Annotated in this window: 22 protein-coding genes and 1 pseudogene; 14 read left to right on the top strand and 9 right to left on the bottom strand. The window is 67.6% G+C overall.

Features of this window, described 5'->3' with window-relative positions; translation table 11 throughout:
• Genes AC5WS8_RS04505 through AC5WS8_RS04470 form a run of 8 tightly spaced genes read right to left on the bottom strand, consistent with a single transcriptional unit; the run spans window position 1 to window position 8,289 of the window.
• The gene (locus tag AC5WS8_RS04505) at window positions 1-993 is read right to left on the bottom strand and encodes a glycosyltransferase (protein ID WP_496101970.1); all 993 of its coding nucleotides are present in this window, start codon (window positions 991-993) and stop codon (window positions 1-3) included.
• Window positions 990-1,595, bottom strand: coding sequence for an HD domain-containing protein (locus AC5WS8_RS04500; protein ID WP_496101969.1), 606 nt, complete (start codon window positions 1,593-1,595; stop codon window positions 990-992). The genes AC5WS8_RS04505 and AC5WS8_RS04500 overlap by 4 nt, the downstream gene beginning before the upstream one ends.
• The gene (locus tag AC5WS8_RS04495) at window positions 1,592-3,319 is read right to left on the bottom strand and encodes a carbamoyltransferase C-terminal domain-containing protein (RefSeq protein ID WP_496101968.1); all 1,728 of its coding nucleotides are present in this window, start codon (window positions 3,317-3,319) and stop codon (window positions 1,592-1,594) included. Before AC5WS8_RS04495 ends, AC5WS8_RS04500 begins: the two co-directional genes overlap by 4 nt.
• 23 nt (window positions 3,320-3,342) lie before the next feature.
• Window positions 3,343-4,155, bottom strand: coding sequence for a radical SAM protein (locus tag AC5WS8_RS04490; protein ID WP_496101967.1), 813 nt, complete (start codon window positions 4,153-4,155; stop codon window positions 3,343-3,345).
• Between the two features lie 15 nt (window positions 4,156-4,170).
• Window positions 4,171-5,271: a hypothetical protein gene (locus AC5WS8_RS04485; protein ID WP_496101966.1), complete on the bottom strand. Its 1,101-nt coding sequence runs from the start codon at window positions 5,269-5,271 to the stop codon at window positions 4,171-4,173.
• Window positions 5,268-6,389: a radical SAM protein gene (locus AC5WS8_RS04480; RefSeq protein ID WP_496101965.1), complete on the bottom strand. Its 1,122-nt coding sequence runs from the start codon at window positions 6,387-6,389 to the stop codon at window positions 5,268-5,270. The genes AC5WS8_RS04485 and AC5WS8_RS04480 overlap by 4 nt, the downstream gene beginning before the upstream one ends.
• Window positions 6,386-7,369 (bottom strand): D-2-hydroxyacid dehydrogenase, encoded by a 984-nt coding sequence (locus AC5WS8_RS04475; RefSeq protein ID WP_496101964.1) that lies wholly within the window; start codon window positions 7,367-7,369, stop codon window positions 6,386-6,388. The genes AC5WS8_RS04480 and AC5WS8_RS04475 overlap by 4 nt, the downstream gene beginning before the upstream one ends.
• Window positions 7,366-8,289, bottom strand: a complete 924-nt coding sequence (locus AC5WS8_RS04470) for a glycosyltransferase family 4 protein (protein ID WP_496101963.1) — start codon at window positions 8,287-8,289, stop codon at window positions 7,366-7,368. Before AC5WS8_RS04470 ends, AC5WS8_RS04475 begins: the two co-directional genes overlap by 4 nt.
• A gap of 850 nt (window positions 8,290-9,139) precedes the next feature.
• On the opposite strand from AC5WS8_RS04470, the gene AC5WS8_RS04465 reads away from it, so the two are divergent.
• The 14 genes from AC5WS8_RS04465 to AC5WS8_RS04400 all read left to right on the top strand — a co-directional run bounded on the left by AC5WS8_RS04465 (window position 9,140) and on the right by AC5WS8_RS04400 (window position 21,586).
• Entirely contained in the window at window positions 9,140-9,430 is a 291-nt protein-coding gene (locus tag AC5WS8_RS04465) for a helix-turn-helix domain-containing protein (RefSeq protein ID WP_496101962.1), read from the top strand.
• 11 nt (window positions 9,431-9,441) lie between these two features.
• Window positions 9,442-10,134 carry a hypothetical protein gene (locus AC5WS8_RS04460; protein ID WP_311699075.1) on the top strand — a complete coding sequence of 231 codons (693 nt, stop codon included), beginning with the start codon at window positions 9,442-9,444 and terminating at the stop codon, window positions 10,132-10,134.
• The gene (locus AC5WS8_RS04455; protein WP_496101961.1) at window positions 10,131-10,433 is read left to right on the top strand and encodes a hypothetical protein; all 303 of its coding nucleotides are present in this window, start codon (window positions 10,131-10,133) and stop codon (window positions 10,431-10,433) included. The genes AC5WS8_RS04460 and AC5WS8_RS04455 overlap by 4 nt, the downstream gene beginning before the upstream one ends.
• Window positions 10,434-10,898: 465 nt before the next feature.
• On the top strand, window positions 10,899-11,540 hold the full coding sequence (locus AC5WS8_RS04450) for a DUF6886 family protein (RefSeq protein ID WP_496101960.1): 642 nt from the start codon (window positions 10,899-10,901) through the stop codon (window positions 11,538-11,540).
• 1 nt (window position 11,541) lies between these two features.
• Window positions 11,542-12,141, top strand: coding sequence for a hypothetical protein (locus AC5WS8_RS04445; RefSeq protein ID WP_496101959.1), 600 nt, complete (start codon window positions 11,542-11,544; stop codon window positions 12,139-12,141).
• A gap of 542 nt (window positions 12,142-12,683) precedes the next feature.
• Window positions 12,684-13,922 carry a helix-turn-helix domain-containing protein gene (locus AC5WS8_RS04440; protein WP_496101958.1) on the top strand — a complete coding sequence of 413 codons (1,239 nt, stop codon included), beginning with the start codon at window positions 12,684-12,686 and terminating at the stop codon, window positions 13,920-13,922.
• A 549-nt stretch (window positions 13,923-14,471) separates the two neighbouring features.
• Window positions 14,472-14,666 carry a hypothetical protein gene (locus AC5WS8_RS04435; protein WP_263233533.1) on the top strand — a complete coding sequence of 65 codons (195 nt, stop codon included), beginning with the start codon at window positions 14,472-14,474 and terminating at the stop codon, window positions 14,664-14,666.
• 210 nt (window positions 14,667-14,876) lie between these two features.
• Complete coding sequence (locus tag AC5WS8_RS04430) at window positions 14,877-15,881, top strand: hypothetical protein (protein ID WP_496101957.1); 1,005 nt, start codon at window positions 14,877-14,879, stop codon at window positions 15,879-15,881.
• Window positions 15,882-15,960: 79 nt separating this feature from the next.
• Window positions 15,961-17,493 (top strand): amino acid permease, encoded by a 1,533-nt coding sequence (locus AC5WS8_RS04425; protein ID WP_263233535.1) that lies wholly within the window; start codon window positions 15,961-15,963, stop codon window positions 17,491-17,493.
• The gene (locus AC5WS8_RS04420; RefSeq protein ID WP_263233536.1) at window positions 17,493-18,917 is read left to right on the top strand and encodes a glutamine synthetase family protein; all 1,425 of its coding nucleotides are present in this window, start codon (window positions 17,493-17,495) and stop codon (window positions 18,915-18,917) included. The genes AC5WS8_RS04425 and AC5WS8_RS04420 overlap by 1 nt, the downstream gene beginning before the upstream one ends.
• A gap of 34 nt (window positions 18,918-18,951) precedes the next feature.
• Window positions 18,952-19,452 carry a LuxR C-terminal-related transcriptional regulator gene (locus AC5WS8_RS04415; protein WP_496101956.1) on the top strand — a complete coding sequence of 167 codons (501 nt, stop codon included), beginning with the start codon at window positions 18,952-18,954 and terminating at the stop codon, window positions 19,450-19,452.
• Between the two features lie 136 nt (window positions 19,453-19,588).
• Entirely contained in the window at window positions 19,589-20,476 is an 888-nt protein-coding gene (locus AC5WS8_RS04410; RefSeq protein WP_496102402.1) for a phosphotransferase, read from the top strand.
• Window positions 20,473-21,315, top strand: coding sequence for a class I SAM-dependent methyltransferase (locus AC5WS8_RS04405; RefSeq protein ID WP_496101955.1), 843 nt, complete (start codon window positions 20,473-20,475; stop codon window positions 21,313-21,315). The genes AC5WS8_RS04410 and AC5WS8_RS04405 overlap by 4 nt, the downstream gene beginning before the upstream one ends.
• The gene (locus AC5WS8_RS04400; protein ID WP_496101954.1) at window positions 21,305-21,586 is read left to right on the top strand and encodes a hypothetical protein; all 282 of its coding nucleotides are present in this window, start codon (window positions 21,305-21,307) and stop codon (window positions 21,584-21,586) included. The genes AC5WS8_RS04405 and AC5WS8_RS04400 overlap by 11 nt, the downstream gene beginning before the upstream one ends.
• On the opposite strand, the pseudogene AC5WS8_RS04395 reads toward AC5WS8_RS04400, so the two are convergent.
• A pseudogene (locus AC5WS8_RS04395) lies at window positions 21,567-22,748 on the bottom strand (N-6 DNA methylase); the annotation flags it as partial. The gene AC5WS8_RS04400 and the pseudogene AC5WS8_RS04395 sit on opposite strands and share 20 nt — an antisense overlap.

The raw sequence follows: 22,748 nt of genomic DNA, 5'->3' as shown, positions 1-22,748 counted from the left end.
TCACGGTCCCGCCGCCTGTGCGAGGAGGCGGGACCAGGCGTCGCGGAAGTACGTCGTGTCGAAGCGGGCCAGCGTCTCGTACACGGCCTTCGACTCGTCGGGCGCCGCGTCCGCCCGCTCCCGTATCTGCCGGGCCAGCCGGCGTGGATCCGGGGGCGGCTGCTCGGCCAGACGCGCAAGGTCACCGAGTCCGGCGATCGGCTGGATGAGGCAGGGCATGCCGAGAAGCAGGGCCTCTGCGGCACACCGGCTCCACCCTTCCCGCATGCGCGGAGTGAAGACACCGACGTCGCAGGCCCGCAGGAGTTCGAGGTACCGGGGGCGGGGCAGGTCGAAGTGGTGGCCCGGGGAGCCGATGGTGTTGCTTCCGGTGGTCACGAGACGGAGCCCGGGTTCGCCCTTGATGGCCTTAGCGACCGTCTCGACGCCTTTCCAGTGCACGGCTTTGCCCGCGTACACGGTGATCTCGTCCTGGGGAAGACCGAGGCGGGCCTTGCATTCGGCCGGGTCCATGCCGCGGACTCTGTCGATCTCGGCGAGGTCGAAGGCGTTGTAGATCGCCTGGACGTTGTTCACCCCGCGTTCCTGGAGGAACGCCGCCCAGGACGGGGCGACGCACACGACCGCGCGGCACTGGGGAAGAACCGCGAAGAGCCTGCGCCACAGGAGCGGTTCGAGAGGCCAGGAGTCGAACTGGAGCGGTTCGTAGTGGTGGAAGACGAAGACGGTCCGGGCCCGCATCTCCGGGGTGAAGAACAGGATGCTGAGGTCGTCCCAGAGGAACGTGCCCGGCTCGTTTCTGAGTGCGCGGATGTGAGGTGCGAGGCGGGCGAGGTGTCGCACCTTTCGTCCTCGGCGGACGGTGTAGGCGCGTTTGTAGTCCGGCACCGTGCGCCATTCGATCGAATCGGCTGTGACGTCGTGGATCATGCGGAGGTAGACGCGGCCTCCGGTGCGGCCCCGCGGCGACATGGAGTGGACGACCGGGGTCACCTGTCTGCCTCCGTCTGCTGCTGGTACTCGGTGTGGAGCACCTCGTACGCGGCTCGCAGTGGTGCGCTCGCGACGCGGGACTCCTCGGCGAGCGGCAGGTAGGTGCTGGTCAGGCTGTTGAGGAAGTGCGTCCGGCGGTCCGGGTCCGGCGAGTGCCGCAGGTCGCGCAGGTTGTCGATTCGGTCGGCGAGACGGATGAGGAGTTCCTCCGGGCCGAGACTCCTGATCTTGCTGTGCCAGACGTCCGAGTCCTGCGGCTGCTTGGGGCGCTGCTCCAGCCTGTGGTCGGGGGTCATGGAGCGCAGCCGTTGTGTGAGGGCTGAGCCCAGGCGGGACGCTATGAGGGGCTCCGCCGACGGCGAGATCTCCAGCGCGTCGTGCAGCAGGCCGAGGATGAGCAGTTCGGGATCGGTGACGCCGAGCTCGTTCTTCAGGATGGTCACGACGCGCACCGGGTGGTTGATGTAGGGAGTGCCCTGGTCACGGACGTGACCGGCGTAGATCGTCGTGGCGAGGGTTGCGGCGAGTCGCCCGCGCTCTCGTTCCGGCTCCGGCCAGTCCTGGAAGCCGAGTTGGTCCTTCACGGCGGGGGTGCTGGTCATGCGCGGTCCGTTCCGTAGGAGGCCGACACGGCTGTGTCGATGCGCACGTGTGGGGCGAGGACCAGCGTGTCCTCGACGACCAAGGCGTCGAGACCGAGCTCGACCGCGGCGGCGACGGCCTGTTCGGCGGTGCGGAGAATGGGCGTTCCCTTGAAGTTCAGGGAGGTGTTCAAAAGGACGGGCACGCCTGTGAGCCGGTGGAACTCCTCCAGGAGCGGGCGGACGCCGGAGTGCCCTCGGCTCACGGTCTGGAGACGGGCGGTTCCGTCGTGATGGACAACTGCGGGCATCCGGTCGGACTTGCAGTGCCGGGCGCGTACGACGCGGTTCATGAACGGGTCGCCGTCCCCGAGGAACCACGCGTCGGCTTCCTCGGCCAGTGCCAGGGGCGCCAACGGGCGGTATTCGGCTCGCTGTTTGAGGGTGTTCAGGCGGGTCTTGGTCTCCGCCTTGCCGGGGTGGGCGAGGATCGAGCGGTGACCGAGGGCCCTGGGCCCGAACTCCATGCCGCCGCGTACCCAGCCGACGACGTGGTGGCCCGCGAGGAGCGCGGCGACGGTTGGGATCAGCCGTTCACCGAGGCCGGAGACGCTGCGGTAGCCGTCCGCGAGCGCTCCGTCGGGGAGGGGGCCGGGGAGCGGGCCCCAGTCAGCGTCCTCGGGTGTCGGCAGGAGGGGTTGTCCGAGAACGTAGTTCCAGGCGTAAAGGGCGGCGCCGACCGCGGTGCCGGCGTCGTGCGGCGCTGGGGCGACGAACAGGTTCTCGAAGCCGGACTCCTCGGCGAGGGTGCCGTTGAGATGGGAGTTCAGGGCGCAGCCGCCGGAGAAGACCAGTGTGCGGGCGGCTGTGAGACGGCGCAGGTGACGGGCCACGTGGATGACCGCCTCGGCGAAGACGCGCTGTGCTGCCGCGGCCAGGTCGGCGCGGGCGTCCAGCGGCTTCGAGTCGGCAGACTGCGCGGTCCAGATGGCGCCTTCGATCCCGAGCGGAGTGTCGGCGTCGTACGAGCCCCATGGCACCGCGACGTGTACGTGCCCGTGCTCGCCGAGATGGACGAGGTCGCTGAGTTCCTTGTAGTAGTGGTCCGGGTCCCCGAACGCGGCCAGGGCCATCATGCTGCCTTCGACTTCGTTGCCCGGCGGAATCACTCGCAGCGCCAGGTTGCGGTAGAAGTGGCCGAGCGACGGGTGGGTGCGCACGGGCCCGGATGGGCCGGGGGCGATGGCTGGTGCGACCTGGTGGATCCGGTCGATGCTGTCAGGCCTCAGGTCGTAGCCGGTAATCCGTTCGCGTCCCGACGCGATGTCCGTGCCGAGGGGGGACCCGCCCGCGTCGATGACCAGTCCGGCGGCGTGTTCCTCGCCGGAGAGCAGATAGCCGGCCAGGACGTGCGCGGTGTGGTGGGAGATGAGCTTCAACCGTTGCCCGAGCGCCCGGGGGAGCAGGGCGGCGAGCTCGGCCTGTTCCGTGGACGCCCACGATCCGTGCCGTGGGCTGGGCCGCATGGACGGGGTCCACACGTGGTCGATGTCGTCGGCGGTGATGCCGGCGGACCGCAGGCACCAGTCGAGGGCATGGGTGGGAGCGGTGAGGATGCCCTTGCGTGTTGTGCGGTTGTGTTTGACGCCGCTCCATCGTTCCTCCTCGGCTGCGTAGATGCGGCCGTCGACGACGAGGCAGGCAGAGGTGTCGTGGTGGAAGTTCAGACCGAGCACTGCGGGCATGGGTACCTCCGGGAAGAGGGTGGTCAGACGGAAGCCGTGCGGCGGGCGAGGGCGGGGACGACCTGAAGACCCGAGTCCCTGTACTCGTGGCACTTCAGGCAGAAGTCGTAGTGCTTGCCGCGCGGCGCGAAGACCTTGGCGGCGAAGTCGTCGTCCCACACCGTGAATTCGCTGTCGTTCTTGGCCATGGCGTTGAAGCACCGGTAGCAGTCGCCGTCGACCTCGATCATGAGGTGCTGGTCGACGTTGCGGTCGCAGAGCCCACCGAGATCGTTGGCAGGCTGGCCGACATCGATGTGGTGGACATGGTTGGTGACGTGGATGGCTCCGTACTCATCACACATCGACGCCAGCTGCCGCAGGCGGTCCGGGGCTATGGCCTCCAGCACGCTGTTGATCACGACAGTCTTTCCGGCCTCCCGGAGTACCGGGATGACGGCGCTGACCTCGTCGTAGTTGTCGTGCTCCTCGTCGCAGCCGATCAGGACCTGGTCGTAGTGCGCGAGGGTCGCCTGGAGGAGGCGCTCGTTGCGGGCCAGGGTGATCGCGTTGGAGCCGAGCACCATGACCTGGCCCGGGAAACGGTCACGAGCCAGGCCGCTCAGCTCGCTGAAGTCGCGATGGACGGTGGGTTCTCCGCCGTTGATGTGCAGCTGCCGGAACGGGATCTGTCCAAGGCGGTCGAGGACCTGCTTGAACGTGTCCAGCGGCATGTTCTCGCCTTGACCGCCTTCGGCGAAGATGCAGAAGTCGCAGTGGCGGTTGCACTTGGTCGTGATCTTGATCTTCGCGGTCTTGAGGGTCCTTTGGGCGCCGGTCAGCACGGAGGACGTCATGGAGAGCCCCTTTGGTCATGCGGAGTTGGCGGAGAGAAAGTCGTCGACGATGGAGCGGTGACGCCCCCACAGGGCGAGGAGGTCGTGAAGGGTGCTCGCCGTGGTCGGGCCTGGTGGCAGCAGCTCCGTCATAGCCTTCACGAGCAGCGCGTTGTCACCGGAGGTGAGGTCGGCGAGGCGGGTCAGGGTGTTCCGGGCGGAACGGAGTTCCTTCTGCTCACGAGCGATCAGGTAGCCGGTCACGGTCTCCGGCGGGGGATTCAGGTAGTAGATCCAGCGGGCGACGCGTACGCGGAGCATGCCGGCGGCCGTGGTCCAGGCCGCTGACTTCGCATCCACCGCCTCCGGCAGCGGCCTGGGGGGCGGTGTGCGGCGCAGTACGGCCTCCACGGTGATGTGGGCCGTGCGCAGTAGCTGCGTGGGAGAGAGGCCCGGATCCGAGGTGGTGGCGGAGAGGCGAAGGAACCTCTCGGCATGGGATTCGAGTTCGCCGGGGTGCCACTGGGTGAGGGCCGCCGTCTTCCCGGGGCAGCGGGTGCGCGTGGCGAGGGCCGCAGACGCGAACCAGCACGGCGCCACGTAGTGCCAGGCCACGCAGTGCCTTCGGTAGCCGTCGAGGTCGTGGTGGACGTTGTCGGTGCTGTCCTTGTCGAGTTGGTAGCGGCCTCCGATCCGTGCGTCGAGGATCCCGCGGTAGAACCTCTCGTCCGCGCGGCTCCATGGCAGCATCTGCGCACTGGATTGCCACCGCCGGAGAGTGGCCGCGTTGCCCGTGACCAGGCTCCAGGTGGAGATCTCGGCTGGTGACACCTGGTTCCGGTCGAGCTCGTCGGCGGTGAACGCGAACCCGGGCGGATGTTCGAGCAGTCGGCTGTGGGCCGGGTCCATGGCCACCGCCCGGTGGTGGGCGGCGGCCAGCCGCTCGTTCCACTCCCACCACGAGTCGGGGGTCTGGTCGAGGATGACGCGGATGTCGATGTCCGAGTGCGGCGCGATGAGGTCGCCGACCTGCCACTTGTGCGTGAGCATGCTCGCAGTGACGCCCTGGGCGGCCAACTGCTCGGCGTAGACGACGCCGAGCTGCGCGTACGACGAGGTGGGGCGGACCGTGGTCACTCGGACTCACCTCCGGGCCGACGAAGCGAGCAGCTCCCACCCGTACCGCTGGCCACGGGCAGCAGGGGAAGCACGGGCACGCCCTGCGGTCGCTCCATGCGGTCCCAGCGCAGGTCGTAGTCGACGTAGTGGAAGCCCTGCCAGGCCTCGTTGCTGTCACGCTCGAGCATGGCGCGGAAGAGGTGGGCGTAGGCGTCGGGCATGCTGCCGTTCGCGAGGTGCGGCTTCAGGGGGATGTCGCGGTTGTGGAGGATGCAGGGCCGGGCGATACCGGTCGGCGTGATCTTGATGCGGTTGGCGTCGGAGCAGGTGGCGCAGGAGGAGTTGGAGATGAATCCGACGGAGCCCGCCCAGCCGGGCGGCTGCAGGTACCGCCCCGGGCTTCGCACTCCCAGCTCGGTACGGGAGATCTCGCCGGCCTCCTCGAACCAGGCGTGCAGGCGTTCGCGGACCTCCGCCTCGGGCACGAACTCGGTGGGGAACAGGGCCTCCGCCGGACCGATGCGCTGCAACTCGATCAGCCGTACGGCGACGGGCAGTTGCCTGGCGAGCTCGGCGACACCGAAGGCGTCGTCCAGGTACGACCGCTGGAGCACGCAATTGATCTTGACCTTGAGGTCGAGTTCGAGTGCCCGGTCGATCGTGGCACGAGATACACGCGGATCGCCGCCACCCATGATCTCGGTGGACCGTTCCGGATCAAGGCTGTGCAGGCTGACGTTCAGGTACGTGAGCCCGGCATCGTGCAGCGCGTCCACGGTCAGGCCGCGGCGCAGGTTGCCGTGGCTGGTCATGCCGATGGTCGCCTCGTCGCCGAGACCGGCGGAGAGCGCTCCGATGATGTCGAGGATGTCGGCACGCAGCGTCGGCTCCCCACCCGAGCAGTGCGCCTTGCGGATGCCCCAGAGCCCGGCCTCGTTCGCGATGCCCGCGTAGTCGGAGACCGTGAGCGTCTTGTCCTTGTGCCCGTAGTCGGGCATGCACCGTGGCTTGCAGAAGACGCAGTCGAGGTTGCAGATGGAGTTCAGCGTGAAGGCCAGGTAGGGATGGTTCCGACCCGACTCGGCGAACTGCCGCAACAGGTCGGTCCTGGGGAGCTGCTGTTCAGTGTGGGTCATGAGGCCCTCCGTGGGTTGGGAGTGACAGCACCGTTGAGGGGCTGACTGGCGAGGAAAAGCCGGAGGTTGTCGGCAAAGAAGGCGACCGCCTGGTCCATGTAGGCGTGGCTGAAGACAGCGCTCTTCGGCGTGAGCACGATCCGCGGGTGGTGGCGGAGCGGATCGTCGAGCGCGGGCGGCTTGCGCGGCTGTACGTCGAGGGCGGCGCCGGCCAGCGGGCCCTGGTCGAGGGCGCCGAGGAGCGCGTGGTGGTCGACGGTGCTGGCCCGCCCGAGGTTGATGAAGACCGTCCCCGGACGGCACACCTTGAAGGTGCTCTCGTCGAAGAACCCGTGCGTCTCGTCGTTCGCGGGAAGCAGGTTGACGACGGCACGCGAACGCGGGAGGGCTTCACGAACACGGTGTGCCGGCACCCATTCGATCCCGCCTGGTTCGGAGTGAGGGGGGTTGCGCCGTACGCCTATGACGTGCATTCCGAAGGCATGTGCCACCTCGGCGAGGCGGATGCCGACAGAGCCGCAGCCGACGATCGTAAGCGTCTCGCCATACAGGTCGAAGAAGCTGTCGGCGAGGTCGTCCTTCCACCAGACGGACCGGGTCTGAAGCCGTGTACTCGTGAACAGGCCCCGCGAGAAGCCGAGAAGCAGGCCGATCGCGTGCTCGGCCATCGGCCTCCCGTGGTAGCCGTACCCGCGGGTGAGCGTGATGCCGGCGACATCGAGCGCGGTGACCGGCCAGTGATCGATGCCTGCGGATGGGGTGGCCGCCCAGCGGAGCCGTGGGGAGGCCTTGAGCCACTCCGCGTCGAAGGTCCAGCCGAAATAGACGTCAGCGGTACTGATCTCGACGGGGACGTCATGCTCCTGGGCGAGCAGAAAGCGGACGCCCGGGAATGCGGACCGTAATCGTCCGGCGTGCCGGTCGGATAACTGCCAGAAAGGATAGGGAGAGTTGAGGGAGACCAGCGCAGTGGTTGTCACGCTCCACCCCTCAAGGGGGCGCTGAGCGCCATCGCCCACGGGGTGTGCCGGCGCAGGTAGGAGCGGATCGTGGCCTCGTAGTCGTGGCGCGCCAGGAGCAGCGTCCTTCCACGTGCACGCATCTGGTCACGCTCGCGGGCGCCGATGTGAAGCGCCCGCCCGATCGCGTGGGCGAGGTCCATGGGGTCACGGGCTTCGGCCGTGAACCCGGTCACCCCGTCGACGACCGTCTCTGTGAGCCCGCCCGCCCGCGTCGCGACCACCGGCGCGGCCTCCGAGGCGAAGGCTTCGAGGGGGATCCTCCCGAACGGTTCGGCTCGGGAGGGCACCACCACCCCGCGGAGGGCCGGGCTCCTGAGCCACGAGCGGTATATCGGGGAAAAGCGCGGCAGAAACGTCGCGTCGATCGCGTAGTCGTGGACCATCGCTTGGAGCTGCCGCTGGTAGCCGGTCAGTGTCTCTGTGTGCGTTGTGGGTGCGAGCAGGAGGTGCGGCACCTGTTCGCCCTGCGTGCTGAGGATGTAGAGGGCTTCCAGCAGGTCCTCGAAGCCCTTGCTCTCCACCGCCCGGCCCATGGCCAGCAGGAACCCCGCTTCGGCTTGTGGAGGCAGCGGAGCCGGGGCCACGTCCGTGCGGTCGCCCGGGAGCAGGCCGTTGGGGAGATCGACCACCGCGTGTCGCGGAATGCCGTAGACCTGCTCGAGATGGCCGCGCATGTGGTGCGAGATGGCGGCGATGCGTGCACCGCCGCGCACCGCCGCTGTCAGGCCGTTGTGCTCCCAGCGGATGCGTCGTCGGTCCTTCGGTGAGGCGAGCTCGCTCGTTGACCGAGGCAGGAGAAGGAGGCTGAACGGATCGTCGGAACGTCGATGTGGCCCGAGCCCGAGGAAGGGGATGTCCAGACCGATCAGTTGTGCCATGGGCGCATCGGCAAGGCGCTTCCGGGCAGTTTCCGTGACTCGCTCGCATAATGCTTCGCAGCCCGCGAGGGCGACGGTCGCCGCTCGACCACCCGGAACCGGAACGACCTCGGCCCCGGCTTGCCGCAGCATGCCCTCCGTCTCGGCCGCCCATGCCGGGTCGTAACTGGGATCGGAGCGTGAAATGTGAACAGGCATGACCAGGAGGCGTCCGCGAGGCAGTGTCCGCGTGAGTACCTCAAGGAAGGCCCTGTTGCTGAAGCCCGTGCCCGATGTGCACCCGTAGTAGCCGTCATGCAGCGCGACGGCGATCTTCGGCGAGATCGTGGCTGTGGTCGGCCCGACGGTTCCTTCTGCACCTCTCTGACTCTGAAGGGGTACTGCTTTGCCGGTCGGCACAGGGGCCATGCCCTCTGAACTGCGCGTACGGGCTGCCATGGGAACACTCCTCCAGTGCGGGGTAGGCGGGGCAGAACGGTGGCTCGGCCGGAGACACACCTGGGTTGCGCATGGGTGGTGGAGTCCGTCGGGGATTCGTGCAACGGAGCGTGCAGAGACGATTCCACTACGCGAGTGCGGCGAGCGGACAAAGTGTCCGCAGGAATTTTCCGTCAACCCCTTGACGACAACAGGTGTTGCATGCATGGGCGTTGACATTTTCGGGTGTCGGGGATGGCTGGTTCACGCCTCGCCGACAGGAAACCGCCAGCAAACCTGCTCTGTGATCTCCGCACCCTTCGTGTGACGTTGTTCGGTCTCTTCAGGTGATCTTCTTCGGCGTGTCGAGTTGGCCTGTGAGTGCCGTGGAGAGCCTGCGTGAGCCATGAGTTCGCGCGGGAGGAGGACGTAGATGCTCACGCTCTGCATCGCCGGTGATGAGGGTGAGGCGCAACGGGCGACGGCCGAGGACAAGGGTCGGCGCGGTGACTGGAATTCTCTCCGTGCTGTGCGCACGGCTAGGGGCATGGCCCTTCGGACTGTCGCACAACGCTCCGGGCTCGACCCAGGGCACCTGTCCAAGGTCGAACGAGGAGAGAAGCAGCTCTCCACCGACTCCCTCTACCGCCTCGCGGTGGTGCTGGCGCTCCGCGAACTTCCCCAACTCCTCAAGCCATACATCCCAGAACGGGAGTCGGCGTGACGGTCCCAGCCATGTCAATCGCCGAGATCCTCGACCAGCCGGCCGTCGTGCCCCTGTGGCCGATCGTCGGCCGGCCGCTGCTTCTCGCCGAATCCACCACGTACCAGCTGGCGGCCGAGAACAGGCTGCCCGTCGAGGTCATCCGCCTCAAGCGTCGACGGGTCGCCCGAACAGTCGACCTCCACCGCTTCCTCGGCCTCCTGCCCGAGGAGAACGGTGCCGCTCCGACGTACCAGGCCGGAGCGTCTGCCGGAAACGACGAAGGCGGGCCGGGTACCGGCCGGACCGCCTCTGTTGAGCAAATCCGCACCTACCGCGAAGTAAGAGATCGGAACAGCTCTATGCACCGCATCGCACAGACCTCAACGTCGACCGCGACCCAACGGCTCGACCGAGAGTCCGTCCACGCGGCGGAGACGCCCGCCGCCCGGGACGCCCGCATCGAGGATGCGGTCGACCGCATCCTCGCCGAACTCGCCAAGCCCACCCCCACCGAGCAGCTGCACGCCGTCCTCTCCGAGCACGGCATCCAGCTCATCGAGTGGGACCCCAGCGGCCTCCCCGAAGACCTCCGTGACGGCTTCTACGCCTTCTACATCGAGACCGCTGGCCGGAAGACCATCGTCGTCCCCACAGGTCAGGCCCCCGCCCACCGGCTCGCCGCCGTCCGCGTCCTGCTCACCCACCAGGGGGTGCTGGCGTGAAGACCACCGACACCATCGTATGCGTGTACGACGGCAGCCCCGCCATCGAGCAGGCCGTCGCCGACAACGGCAGCAGCTTCGGTCTTTGTGCCGACTGCGGACCCGCGCACGCTAAGGGCGTCGCCGTCGAGAAGGCCCTCGCCGAGATCGAGGGCTACAAGTCCGGCGCTGACGCGAACGTGACGGAGCTCTGGAACATCATCGCGGGCGCGATCAAGCGGTGCGGTGACCCGGGCGCCGTCATGGACCAGGTCCTCGACCTCATCGAGCGTCACCGGCTCGGCGGAGTGTTCCTGTGATCGCCCCGACCAACACGCCGACGGCTGGGGATGTTCGTGGCATCCCCGGCCGCCCGGCTCTCAGCGAAGCCGAACAACAGGCCTGAAGCGCCGCCCGGCCCGTCCGCGATCCTGCCCCGGGACGGAACGCTGCCTACTGGGTGCGGATCGACGCCTGTGTGGACGCGGCCCCTCCCTTGAACGACGCGCAACGAGCCGTGATCAGGACGGCCTTCCACGGAGTCCGCAAGGAGGCGGCCACATGAACTCCAACCTCTGCCCCGCCTGGTGCCGCACGCATGAACCGGTCGGCGACAACGGCATGGCGGCGTCCGACCCGCAGTTGTTGAGGCGGATCCCAGTATGGCTCCCCTGACGCTCGGCGCTTCCCGCACCGGCCACCTTGTGGCTCGTTCCGGTGCCCCGCAGTGGCGTGCCTGGAAATGCGGAAGACACGAACTGTGCATGTGGACTTACGATGCCCCGATGCGGCCAGAACCTGGACAGGTATTGCACTTCTCCGAGGATCCGACGATCACCCGCTTCGTCCCGCGCGTTTCCCCGACGTCGAAGGACCAGGGGGCCTTCGTCTGGGCCGTCGACGCAGTCCGCGCCCCCGATTACTGGTTTCCCAGACAGTGTCCCAGGGCGATGGCATGGGTGACGCCCGACACGTCCCCGTCAGACCGCGAGCGGATCATCGGCCCAGGCGGGGGCGATCGAGTACACGCGATCGAGTACGACTGGTTGGAGGAGATCCGAAGCGTTCGCCTCTACGCCTACCGGTTCGACTCCACTCCCTTCCGCCCCATTGGTGAGCCCGTCCCGCACGCCTACGTCGCGGAAGAGCCCGTCGAGCCGCTGGGGCCGCCCGAATCCGTCGGTGACCTCCTTGCCCTGCATGCCGAGGCCGGCATCCAGCTGCGGGTCCTGGACGTCCTGTGGCCGTATTGGGAGACCATCATTTCCAGCACCTGCGGTTTTAGCGGCATTCGGCTGCGCAACTCGCTCGGGCACCCCGCACAGCGGCCCGAGGCCCGACCGCGAAACCTCCTCGGCCAAGCGGGCTCCGGTGGGGCCTCCGTGGAACGGCAACGAGGGGAGAGCGCAGGCCAACGTGGCGAGTAGCTTGATTACGACAGTCATCGCAATCTGCGGGACCCTGCTCGGCAGTGGTCTGACGGCGTTCGTGACCGCTCAGACCGAGCGGCGCCGAAACGAAGCCCTGGAACAACAGCAGATACGTGAAGAGGCTGCGCGGGATCGCACTCAACGTCGCGAACTGCGCGTCGAGCACCGGAAATGGCGCAGGGACCGCAGGCAAGCTGCCTACCAGGGCCTGCTGGACGCTGCTCACGAGGCTCAAGGGGCCATTTGGCAGCTGGGCCGACTGACGGTGGAACCGTTTGACCAACACCGCTATGACATCAGGCGGGGTGCAGCCATCGACGCCGTGCGTGCGACTCGCCGCGCAGCCGACGCAGTCCAGCTGGAAGGGCCAGCCGATGTCGCGCAGGCCGCCGACGAGTATGCGAAAGCTATAGATCTGAATATCGAGCCGTCAATCGAGTCCCTGATGCTGTTGAGCAAGGATCCATTGAGCGAGGAGCAGCAGGAGCGTTATCGCTCCAGTGCTGCCGAGAGGAACGCCCTCGTAGAGAGCTGCCAGCAACGTTTTGTTCCCTTGGCTCGCCAGGCGTTGGATGAGTTGATGAACGATGTCGAGTAGCTCATCCGCATTCTCGTCGAGCCGACCACGGATCGACTCGGGCGCGACCTGCGGCCGCTCGGACCGCCCTACAGGTTTCTGTCACAGGAAGTCGCCGTCCGTCTCAACGAACCGTGTCCACTCGTCTCACCCAATCCAGTCCACACAGCTCAGCGGCAGGTGTACGACTGACTTTTGCGACAGGACAGCCCTCATCTCGCCGTAAGTACCTCGTTACTGTCTGCGCCGGATGGGGAGCGCGGGTTTCCGGCACGTGGAGGATTCACGCGGACAAACTGTCCGTAGCTATTTCGACGCCCACCTCTTGACTGGAGGGTCGTAACTGTACTCATTTCGTGTCCGCTTCATCACGACATGCCCTACTTCGGTCGTGCGACCGGAGGCCCAGGAGGGATGAGCGACGTGTCTCTGGTCCGTGCCGCAGATCCACCCCGTGGGCACTCGGCCGTCGGCTCTGTTAACAGTTGGCGACCAGGGGCGCAGGCTTGGACATTATCCGTACTCTGATCGAAGTGCTTCATCGCGAAGGGACAGCTCTACCGATGAGTGAAAACCTGACACTGGGAGACCGTCTCCGCGTCGCTCGCAGGACACGGAAGCTGTCCGCCGCCCAACTAGCGCAGAAGGTTGCGGTATCCCCGAGCTACGTGCAGAAGTTGGAGTCGGGCGCGCGTAAGGCCTCACCCTCCCTAGTGCTGGCTCTCGCCAAGGCGCTGCGCTTCGGCCCCGAGGTCCTGACCGGCCAGCCGTACTACGGTGAGCCGGAGGCCGAGGACGGCGTCCACGCCGTCATACCCGAGCTCCGCCGCCTCCTGCTCTGCTACGACAGCCCCGACGACCTGGAGATCTCCCCGCGGGCGCTTCCTGTGCTCGCGTCGGAGGTCGACCAGGTGGCGGCCCTGCGTCGCGACGCCCGGTACGCGCCGATGGGCCCCCTGCTGCCGCCGATCATCACCGAACTGACGCACGTGGCTCTCGGCGGTGGCAACGGCGACCGGAGCAAGGCCTTCTGGCACCTGGCTCGCGCCTACCGCGCCGTGAACTCCCTTGCCCACAAGATGGGCCACCACGACCTGTCGAACACGGCGCTGGAGCGTGTCCGTTGGGCGGCCGACCGCTCCGGCGACCCTCTGATGCAGTTCACGGCCGGCTACCTCGTCGCCGGGGCGATGCTTCGCCAGGGCGCGTACTCGCCGGCGCGCCGCAAGCTCCTTGCGTTGCGGACCGAGCTGGAGCGGCTCCAGCCGGAACGCTCGTTCACGGAGGACGCGCTCGCCGTCGACGGCGCGCTGCTGCTGAAGCTGGCCGTCCTCGAAGCCCGGGAGAACAACGCCGACCGCGCCGACTCGTACCTGCGGGAGGCGGAGCAGGTCGCACGCATGGCGGGAAACCGGGACTCCCTGGCGTACGAGATGTCGTTCGGGCCGACGAACATCCGCATCCACGAGGTGCACGCGATGATCGACATGGGAGACACGGAGCAGGCTCTCGCCCGCCTCACCGAATGGTCTCCGGTTTCCGGCGGCGAGTGGGTTCCGCCCACCACGACCGTCGGCGAGCGGTCGAGCCACCACTTCATCGACGTGGCCTCCGCGAAGCTCGCCACGGGCGACCGGGAGGGCGCGTTCGCGGACCTCAAGCGTGCACGGAAGGTCGCGCCAAACCACACGCGGTTCCACCCGTCCGTTCGCGAGACAACCGCGGCGTTGCTCAGGATGGACGCCCATCCGTCCAACGAGCTATCAGCCTTTGGTAGTTGGACGGGCATTAGCACAACCTGAGTCTGTGTCAAGGGCTTTGGCGCGCGAAGCCCACGGACAGACTGTCCGCGCAGGGTAGCTTGCTGAATGGAATGGTCTCTTCACACCCAGTGGTGAGGAGGCCTTTTCCATGTCCGACGACAATCCCGCAGCTCGCGCGACCCCACCGCGCTGGATGCCAATCGGGGAGGAGCCCGAGTTGTGCTCGGCGGGGGAGTGGTGGGACGCCGTACGAGCCGTGGAGGCTGTAGGCCGACGCGCTATCGAGATCCTCCACGAGGGGGACGAGCCGGTCGGCCCGGTGATTCTTGACCACGGAGGTCCGGAGCCTCGACTGTACTTCCTGGTTCCCGTGGGCACCGCGGCCCGGTGGGAGGAGCCGGGGACCGTCGCTCTGGGGCAGAAGTGCCACGTCGTCGTGCCGTCCGCGGAGAGCACGACGCCGCCGGGAATGCACTGGCATGTCTTCCCCCGAGGTCCGCGTGCGCTGACGCGGCCAGACGCCCTGCGGCGCGCGTTAAGCCAGGCTCGGCGGGAGCGGCGAGGGCCCGCAGAGGAGGCGGCCTCCTGATGGCGCTCAGCATCTCCTTCGTGCTGGTGCTTGGCATCCTCGTGGTCGTTCTCATCCGCAGCAAGTCCGTGAAAGCCGGTCCTGCGGTCGTCTGCGTGCTCTTCGGGTTCTTCCTGGCGAGTACGTCCATGGCCCCGACCATCAACCGGTTCCTGACGGGCGTCGCCGACATGATCGGACAGATCCGCTTCTAGCGAGCCGGGGCCGGTGCGCGAGTCCCTTCTCTCCGCTCGGTCGACGGCTCACCTCCATCCATTTTCCGGCCCTCCCCCAACCTGCCCGAGGCCCCCGATGACTTTCGCGTCCAGCGCGCAGAGCACGTCAACCCCCACAGTCCGCCTGCATCGGAGGAACTGCCCCGATCCGGCTCGCCAGCGGCGCACGATTCCCTCCGAGGGACTCTGATGCGTCTCGTCTACCACCCCGCCGGCCACGACGACGATCTCCGTGTGGCCTTGGTCGAACTACAGGCGGGGCGCTGGAGGCAGGCGCGGGAGCTGCTCTGGCAGACGGGTACGCACTGGGCGCTGCGAACGACACGCACCCAGCTGCTGGCCGTGGCAGCCGCCCGTTCGGACGTCGTCGACGTATGGCTCGCCGAGGAGCCCGACAGTTATGACGCGCAGCTGATGGCTGTTCGCGTCGCCGTCGAGAGGGCATTGCGTGCCCACCGCCAACACCACCCGCAGACCCTGGACTTCGAGATGCGAGCGCGGCGTGCGGCGCTGCTTGCAGCCCGTCGCGCACCGCACGATCCCGTGCCGTGGGTGTGTCTTGTCGCCTTGGCCCAGGTCGACGCCCGCCAGCTGCGGCCGGAACACCGCATGAGGTCCGTCGAACCGATGCTGCCGAGCGGTCCGTGGGGACTGCTCTACGAGGTCAACCAGCGTGATCCCTACAACCGCGAGGCCTACCACCGTGTGGTGCAGTTCTTGCTCGCCCTTGAGGGGCCGTCGGGCGCTTCCTTGGCCACGGTCTTCGACTTCGGCCGATCCGTGGCCTCGCAGCGGCCGGTTGGATCGCCGCTGCTGCTTCTGCCGGCGTACGCACAGGTCGAGCAGCGACGACAGTCGCGTGCCGATCCGCTGTGGCGGCGCCAGTGGGCGCAGGAGTCGATGCTCGACTACACGCTGACCGCCTTCCACGACTGGTTCCACAAGGCGCCCGTCGAGCACCGTTCGGTCGCCGATCTGAATCTCCTCGCCTACGCGTTGTGGGCGGGGCACCGGTACCTGGAGGCCGCCGAGGTGTTCGAGGCGATGGGCTCATATGCGGCCCGTGAGCCATGGGCGTCAGTGCACGACGGGGCCGCAGGGCCGGATCCCGGTGAGGCGCTGCTCCTTCGGGCGCGCGCCGAGTCCCTCTCCTACGCCCGTACCCGGAGACCCCGCGCCGGGCCGCACCCGTAACCGACAGCCGTCACCCCACACAACCCATTGGCATGAACCTGCCCTTTCGCCCGATTCTCCGAGTCTTGGAGGCCGACCCATGTCCCGTCTGAGTCCCAACCGCCACGCGACACCACGGAAGTCCGACGACACGTACCTGCGCGAGCTGGGCTACGAGCCCGTTCTCACCCGACGCATGGGGCCGTTCGGGAACTTCGCGATCTCCTTCAGTGTCATCAGCGTCTTGTCAGGCTGCATGACCTTGTACGGCTTCGGGCTGAACACCGGTGGCCCGTCGGTGATGCTGTGGGGCTGGATCGTCGTCGGTGCCATGGTGATGCTCCTCGGCGCCGCCCTCGCCGAAGTGACCTCCGCCTATCCGACCTCCGGTGCCCTGTACTACCAGGCAGAGCAGCTCGGTGGGCGGAAATGGGGCTGGTACACAGGCTGGTTGAACCTGCTGGGCCTGCTCGGCGCGATCGCCGGCATCGACTACGGGGCCGCGCTGTTTACGGGCGCCCTGTTCAACCTGCAGTGGGGCTTCGAGCCAACGCCGGGAAGGGTCATGGTGATCTTCCTGTGCATCCTGGTCCTGCACGCCACCTTGAACCTGTTCGGGGTCCGGCTGGTCAGCATCCTCAACAGCATCAGCGTCTGGTGGCACCTCGGCGGCGTCGCGGTGATCGTCGGCGCACTGGCGATCGTGCCCTCCCACCACCAGTCCGCCGACTTCGTGTTCGGTGAGTTCGTCAACAACACCGGCTGGTCGAGCCCCCTCTATGTAGCGGTGCTCGGTCTGCTGCTGGCCCAGTACACGTTCAGTGGTTACGACGCCTCCGCGCACCTGTCGGAGGAGACGACCGACGCTCAGGTGTCCGCATCCCGCGGGATCATCCACGCGATCGGCTGGTCGTGGCTGGCCGGGTTCGTCCTGCTGGCCGGGCTCACCTTCGCTATCCAGGACTACGCGGGCACCGTGGGCACGGCGACCGGGGTGCCGCCGGCGCAGATCTTCCTGGATGCGCTGGGCGTGGCGGGGGCGAAGGCGCTGCTCCTCGTGGTGATTATCGCCCAGCTGTGCTGCGGCAACGCCGAGACCGCGGCGGCGTCTCGGATGGTGTTCGCGTTCTCGCGTGATGGGGCGCTGCCGGGCTCGCACCTGTGGCGCCAGGTCGACGGCCGCACTGGTACCCCGCGCATGGCCGTGCTGCTGGCGGTCGCGTGCGCCGCTGTGCTGACCCTGCCGAGCCTGTACAGCCCGGTCGCGTACGCGGCGATCACCAGCATCAACGTGGTCGGCATCACCCCGGCGTACGCGATCCCGATCTACCTGCGTATCAAGAACCGCCACCGGTTCCAGCCCGGACCGTGGAACCTCGGCACCTGGGGCGTGACCGTCGGCACGATCGCGGTCATCTGGGTGGTGTTCGTGACGGTGCTGTTCTGCCTGCCGCAGACGCGCCCCGCCGGCGGCGGCCTGGTGTCCGTGGAGACCTTCAACTACGCGCCGATCGCTTTGCTCGCCGTTCTAGCCTTGGCCTGGGGGTGGTGGCGGAAGCAGGGCAGCTCGTACGAAGTGCCGGCCCAGCACTTCGACCGCTCGGCGGCTACGTACGAAGACGAGGTCATCTGATGACGAGCACCACGAACAGCAGCAGTGCTGTGGCGCGCCTGTCTGCCGCGTCCGTCCACGAGCAGGGCGGGCGTTCCGCGAAGACGTTCTCCTTTTCCGATCTGCGGAATCTCGTCAAGGCGGGTGCGATTGACACGGTGCTGCTCGCCGTCCCCGACCTGCAGGGGAGGCTGAAGGGGAAGCGGTACGACGCGAATCACTTCCTCAAGCGCGTCGCGCATCACGGTGCTGAGGTGTGCGCCTACGTCCTGGCCACCGACGTGGACATGAGCCCGGCGGACGGCTTCGCGCTGAGTTCGTGGGAGACCGGCTACCAGGACCTGTCCGTGCAGCCGGCCCTGTCGACCCTGCGAGTGGTGCCGTGGCTGCCGCGTACCGCCGTCGTGCTCGGCGACGCCGTGGCCCACGACGGAACACCCATCGAGATCGCCCCCCGCCAGGTCCTCCACCAGCAGATGACCCGGCTGTCCAGGCACGGCCTGCACCCCAAGGCGGGGATCGAGACCGAGTTCGTCCTCTACAGGGGCACATACGCGGAAGTGGAGCAGACCGGGTACCAGGGCCTGCAGCCGCTGGCCACGGAGAACCTGGACTACGCCCTCGACCATGATCCGGTCTCCGACCGGTTCTTCCGCCACCTCCAGCGCGCGCTCGCGGGTGCTGGAATGCCTGTGGAAGCGATCAAGACGGAGGCCGGGCCTGGCCAGGTGGAGGTGACCTTCCCGTACGGGCCCGCCCTCACCGCCTGCGACCGGCACCTGCTCTTCAAGCACGCGGTGCGCACCCTCGGCTCGCGTGCCGGACTGGCGCCCACCTTCATGGCAGCCCCGGAAACCGGCCGTACCAACGGTCTGCACCTTCACGTGTCGCTGTGGTCGAAGGCCATCAGCCAGCTCAACGAGCCTGGCGGCGGACTGTCCCAGACCGGGCGGCACGCCATCGCGGGCCTGCTCGTCGGCCTGCCGGAGCTGGCCCCTCTCTACGCCCCGAACACCAACTCCTACAAGCGGTTCACGCCTGGCTCATTCGCGCCAACCACGTTCAGTTGGGGTTACGACAACCGCACCTGTGCCGTCCGCGTTGTCGGCCACGGCGAGGGCCTCCATCTGGAGATCCGCGTGCCGGGGGCGGATGCCAACCCCTACCTGGCCTTGTCCGCGGCCCTGGCGGCCATGGACCACGGCATAGAACAGAAACTCACCCTCGGTCCGGAAGAGACGGGCAACTCCTACCGGGTGGGCGGCACCTCCGTCCCGCCCACCCTCGCCGATGCTCTCGTCGCGTTCGAGAACAGCGCTCTCGCGCAGGAGGCCTTCGGCACCGATGTGGTCGAGCACTACACCCGTCTTGCCCAGCTGGAACTCGACCACGAGCGGAGCTTGGTCACCGATGCCGAGCGGCGTCGGTGGCTGGCTCGCGCCTGACAGCCATTCCTCACCGAAAGGATCAAGAGCTCCCGTGAGTGCCCGACCGGCACGCCCGTTCCAGAAATCGCTCGACCTGACACCCGCGCAGATCCGGATCGTCCAACGGGTCGCGGAGGGCAAGAGCACCGACGCGATCGCCTCTGACCTCACGATCACGGCTGGAACGATCAACGCGCAGTTGAAGCACTGCGGGCAGAAGTTCGGCATACGTGGCCGGGCCGCAGTCGTCCATGCCTGCTTCGTCACCGAGCAGCTCCGGCGCCCCGAGAAGGTCACCTTCCCGGGAGGCTTCGCGGAGGCGGAGATCGAGACGTGGCGGATGGTCGCCATCGGTGCGACGTCAAAGGAGTACGCGGCGCGCACTCGCATCAGCCACGACGAAGCCCTGGAACGGGTACGAGAGTTGCGGAAGCGCGTCGAGGCGGAAAACGACCCACACCTGGTGACGCTCGGCTGGAGGTACGGAGTTCTGGGCGAGTCCCTCCTTGAGATGGCCTCCGGCACCGTGCTTCGTCTCCGGGTACGCAAATGACCAGCTCAGAGCCCATTGTCAGTGGCACTTGGCAAGCTATCCACCCACACCTGAATACCCTACGCGCCCATCTGGTCACACGCTGTGCCTCGGCTGGGCGACACGGCCAGCGGAAGGGCGCAGCGACGTGACCGATATGCCCAGCGCACTCCACCAGTTGGTGGGATCGGTGACCGACACGTACACCGTCGTAGCCGAACATCCTCGGCTCGGCAACATCCGGCCCTCGGTCTGGGAGGTCAACGGACCCGGCGGTGAACGGTGGTTTGCCAAGCAACATGCCGGCAGCAAGCTGCACCGACGTGAAGTCGACGCCTACCAGAAGTGGACGATCTCCCTCGGCGCCGACCGTGCACCCGAGCTGGTCGCTTCCGAGGCGGAGACGCGCGCCGTCCTGGTCACTGCAGTTCCCGGGCGCAGTCTGGACACGCTCCGTCTTCCGGCCGAGCAGGAGCGCAGGGCCTACGAGCAGGCAGGAGAGCTACTTGCCCGGCACCACGCTGCGGCGGCGGACGGGCCGATGACCGCGGACGTGCCCGAGGAGGTGTGGGGCGCGACGGTTGCGAAGCTGCTCGACGGTGCTGCGCAGCACGTGCCGGACCATGAGATCACCTTGGTACGCGCGCTCGTCCAGGAGGCTCCGCCGCGTCTGCCGCAGGTGGCGGCGCACGGCGACTACATGCCCAAGAACTGGATGTGGGACGAGACCGAGCAACGGCTTCGGATCATCGACTTCGAGCGGGCGGAACTCCAGCCCGCTGCCCGCCGGGACTTCAGCCGCCTGCGCTACCGGATCCTTCTGCAGCGCCCCGACCTCCTTGCCGCCTTCCACCACGGATACGGCCGTCGGCTCACCGAAGAGGAGCTGGCGGCATGCTGGGCGTACGCGGCCTTGGACGCGCTCGACTCGCTGTCCTGGGGGATCACGCATCGCGACATCGGGCTCGTCGACGAGGCCCACACCATGCTGGAGAACCTGCGCCAGGAGAACGGCGCGCGCATGTGGGGCGGGTGGGGTTCGTGAACGCCTTTGCCGGAACTGCCTCCTACTACCGGCGCTTCCGCCCCGGCATCCCAGTCGACCTTGCCGTCCTTCTCGCCCGCGAGGCGCCCGCGGCTCCTCCACGGCGTCTGCTGGACATCGGCACCGGCCCAGGGCTCGTTGCCAGCGTGCTCGCCCCGTACTTCGACGAGGTGATCGCGGTCGACTCCGACCAGGCGATGTGCGCCGAAGCTGAGGCCGTGCTCCGCCCCGCGTTCTCCGGCGGTCAGTGGTTGCAGATCCGACACGCGCTGGCGGAGGACTTCGAACCGCCGGCGGGATGGCAGCCGCACCTCGTGACCTGTGGCCGTGTCTTTCACTGGCTTGACCGGCCTCGTTTCCTCGACCGACTGGCCGAGTACGTGGGCCCCGGCGGTGTGCTTGCGGTGTTCAGCGACCGCAGCCTGTGGACCGCCGAGAGTGCCTGGCAGCAAGCCGCGCGCGTCGTCGTCCAGCAGTTCCTCGGTGAACAGCGGCGAGCAGGGGACGGCGTCTTCGGCCCGCCCGGGCCGCCGTATGAGGAAGTGCTGCGCGCTTCGGCCTTCTGCGAGGTCACCACCGCGACCATCTCCGTTCGCCGCGAATGGAGCATCGCCGAAGTCATCGGCTACCTGTACTCGACTTCGTTCGCGGCCTCCCATCTGTTCGGCGACCGCCAGGATGCCTTCGAGACGGCACTCACCGAGGCCCTGGTCCCGTTCGCGGGGGGCGGATTCCTCGTGGAGGACAACACATTCACCGTCCTCACCGCGCGCCGCCCCTCCTCCATGGACCGGGACTGGGATGAACGAGGCAGACTGGGATGCGGCGGTGACAGCTGACGTGCTGGAGGAGCGGTACGGGCTCGTCGTGGACGTGGTCGAGCCGGTGCACATGGGCACCGACACGATCAACCGGCGGGTCCTGACCGACGACGGAATACGGCTGTTCGTCAAGGAGTACCGGTCGAACGCGGACCTGGAGGCGGCCCGCACCGCATGGGACATGTCGGAGTACTGCCGAGCCGCGCGCCTTCCCATCCCCCGCGTCTGGGACGACGAGGACGGCAACCTCATCATCCAATGGCGTCCTGCTAGCCGATTGGCCGCTTGATCTCATGGTCTCTGCCACAGCGCAGGGTCATCAGCCGCTCCTTCTCCTCGATTTTGTGCAGCAGGAACAGCTCGCGCGCGTCACACCCTGTGCACACCTCGACCCTTGCGATGGGCCATAGTTCCAGCGACTCCGCAGATGAAGGGCCCTGTACATAGATACGGTTTGGCTCCACGGTGCCGACGCTCGGGCGCTCGAAGGGCTCCCAGTCTGGGTGGCTTCCCCGCAAACGCCGACCTAGGAGGGTGAACCCCCCGTTGCCGGTGTATGCGCACATGTCCACCAGGTCCCAATGGAGGCCGGACAACCACCCGACTGCTTCCAGAGCTGCCACGACCACGGGCTCCAAAGCGTCGACCTCCCGCTTCAGCTCGTGCTCCGGTTGCACCCTGGTCTTGTGACCGGAGTGGTTTCTCATGGCGAGCAGTTGGCTCAGCGGCCCGTGATCCCCGGTAATGTCGAGCGCGCCTTCCAGCTCAGGGAGTTCGGGGACCGGGCCGGCTTCGGCCAGCGTCGTGATCCGCTTGTGCCACATTCCGAAGGTCGCTCCATCACCCCGTGTGAAGGGATCGCGTAGCTTCCTGGTGAAGTCCCGCTGACGACGGATTAGGACCGCGAGGGCCAGCACACCGACACAGCGCGCCACGCTCTCTCCGAGTTTGAGCAGGGCGTCCTTGCGCTGGGCCAGCGGCGTGGTCGTGCGATATTGCCGGGCCAGTGCCGCCACGTGGTACGGATAGCTCCACTCGGCCCGCCATACCGGGTCCCCCAGCGGGGAGACAAGCTCCCCAATGATGCGCGCCTCGGATGCCGCAGCGCGGGCCGCACGGCGTATTTCGTCGATGCCTGCCCGTGGTTCACGGAATACGTTTGGCAGGATCCGAGACGTAGTGTCCGCTAGAGCCGTCCTGCCCGTATCGAGGTCCGCCAGCAACCCGTTGAACGTGGCGTCCTTGATGAGCACCACTGGCACGAGCGCATGGATGGACAGACGCGGAACCACGTCGCCTTCCTCACTCATTCGGGTGCGCAGCCATTCACACAGGGCGCGCCCGCAGTCTCCGATCGGGCGGAGCACGGTCAGCGATGTCAGTGCGTCCCCGAACTCTTGCGGCAACAGACGCCAATTGCCGAATTGTCCCACCACGTCCCCGCCGGTACA

The organism is Streptomyces sp. PTL18 (assembly GCF_059510295.1).
The sequence above is the reverse complement of the archived record's forward strand: the minus strand, read 5'-3'. Positions and strand labels throughout refer to the sequence as shown.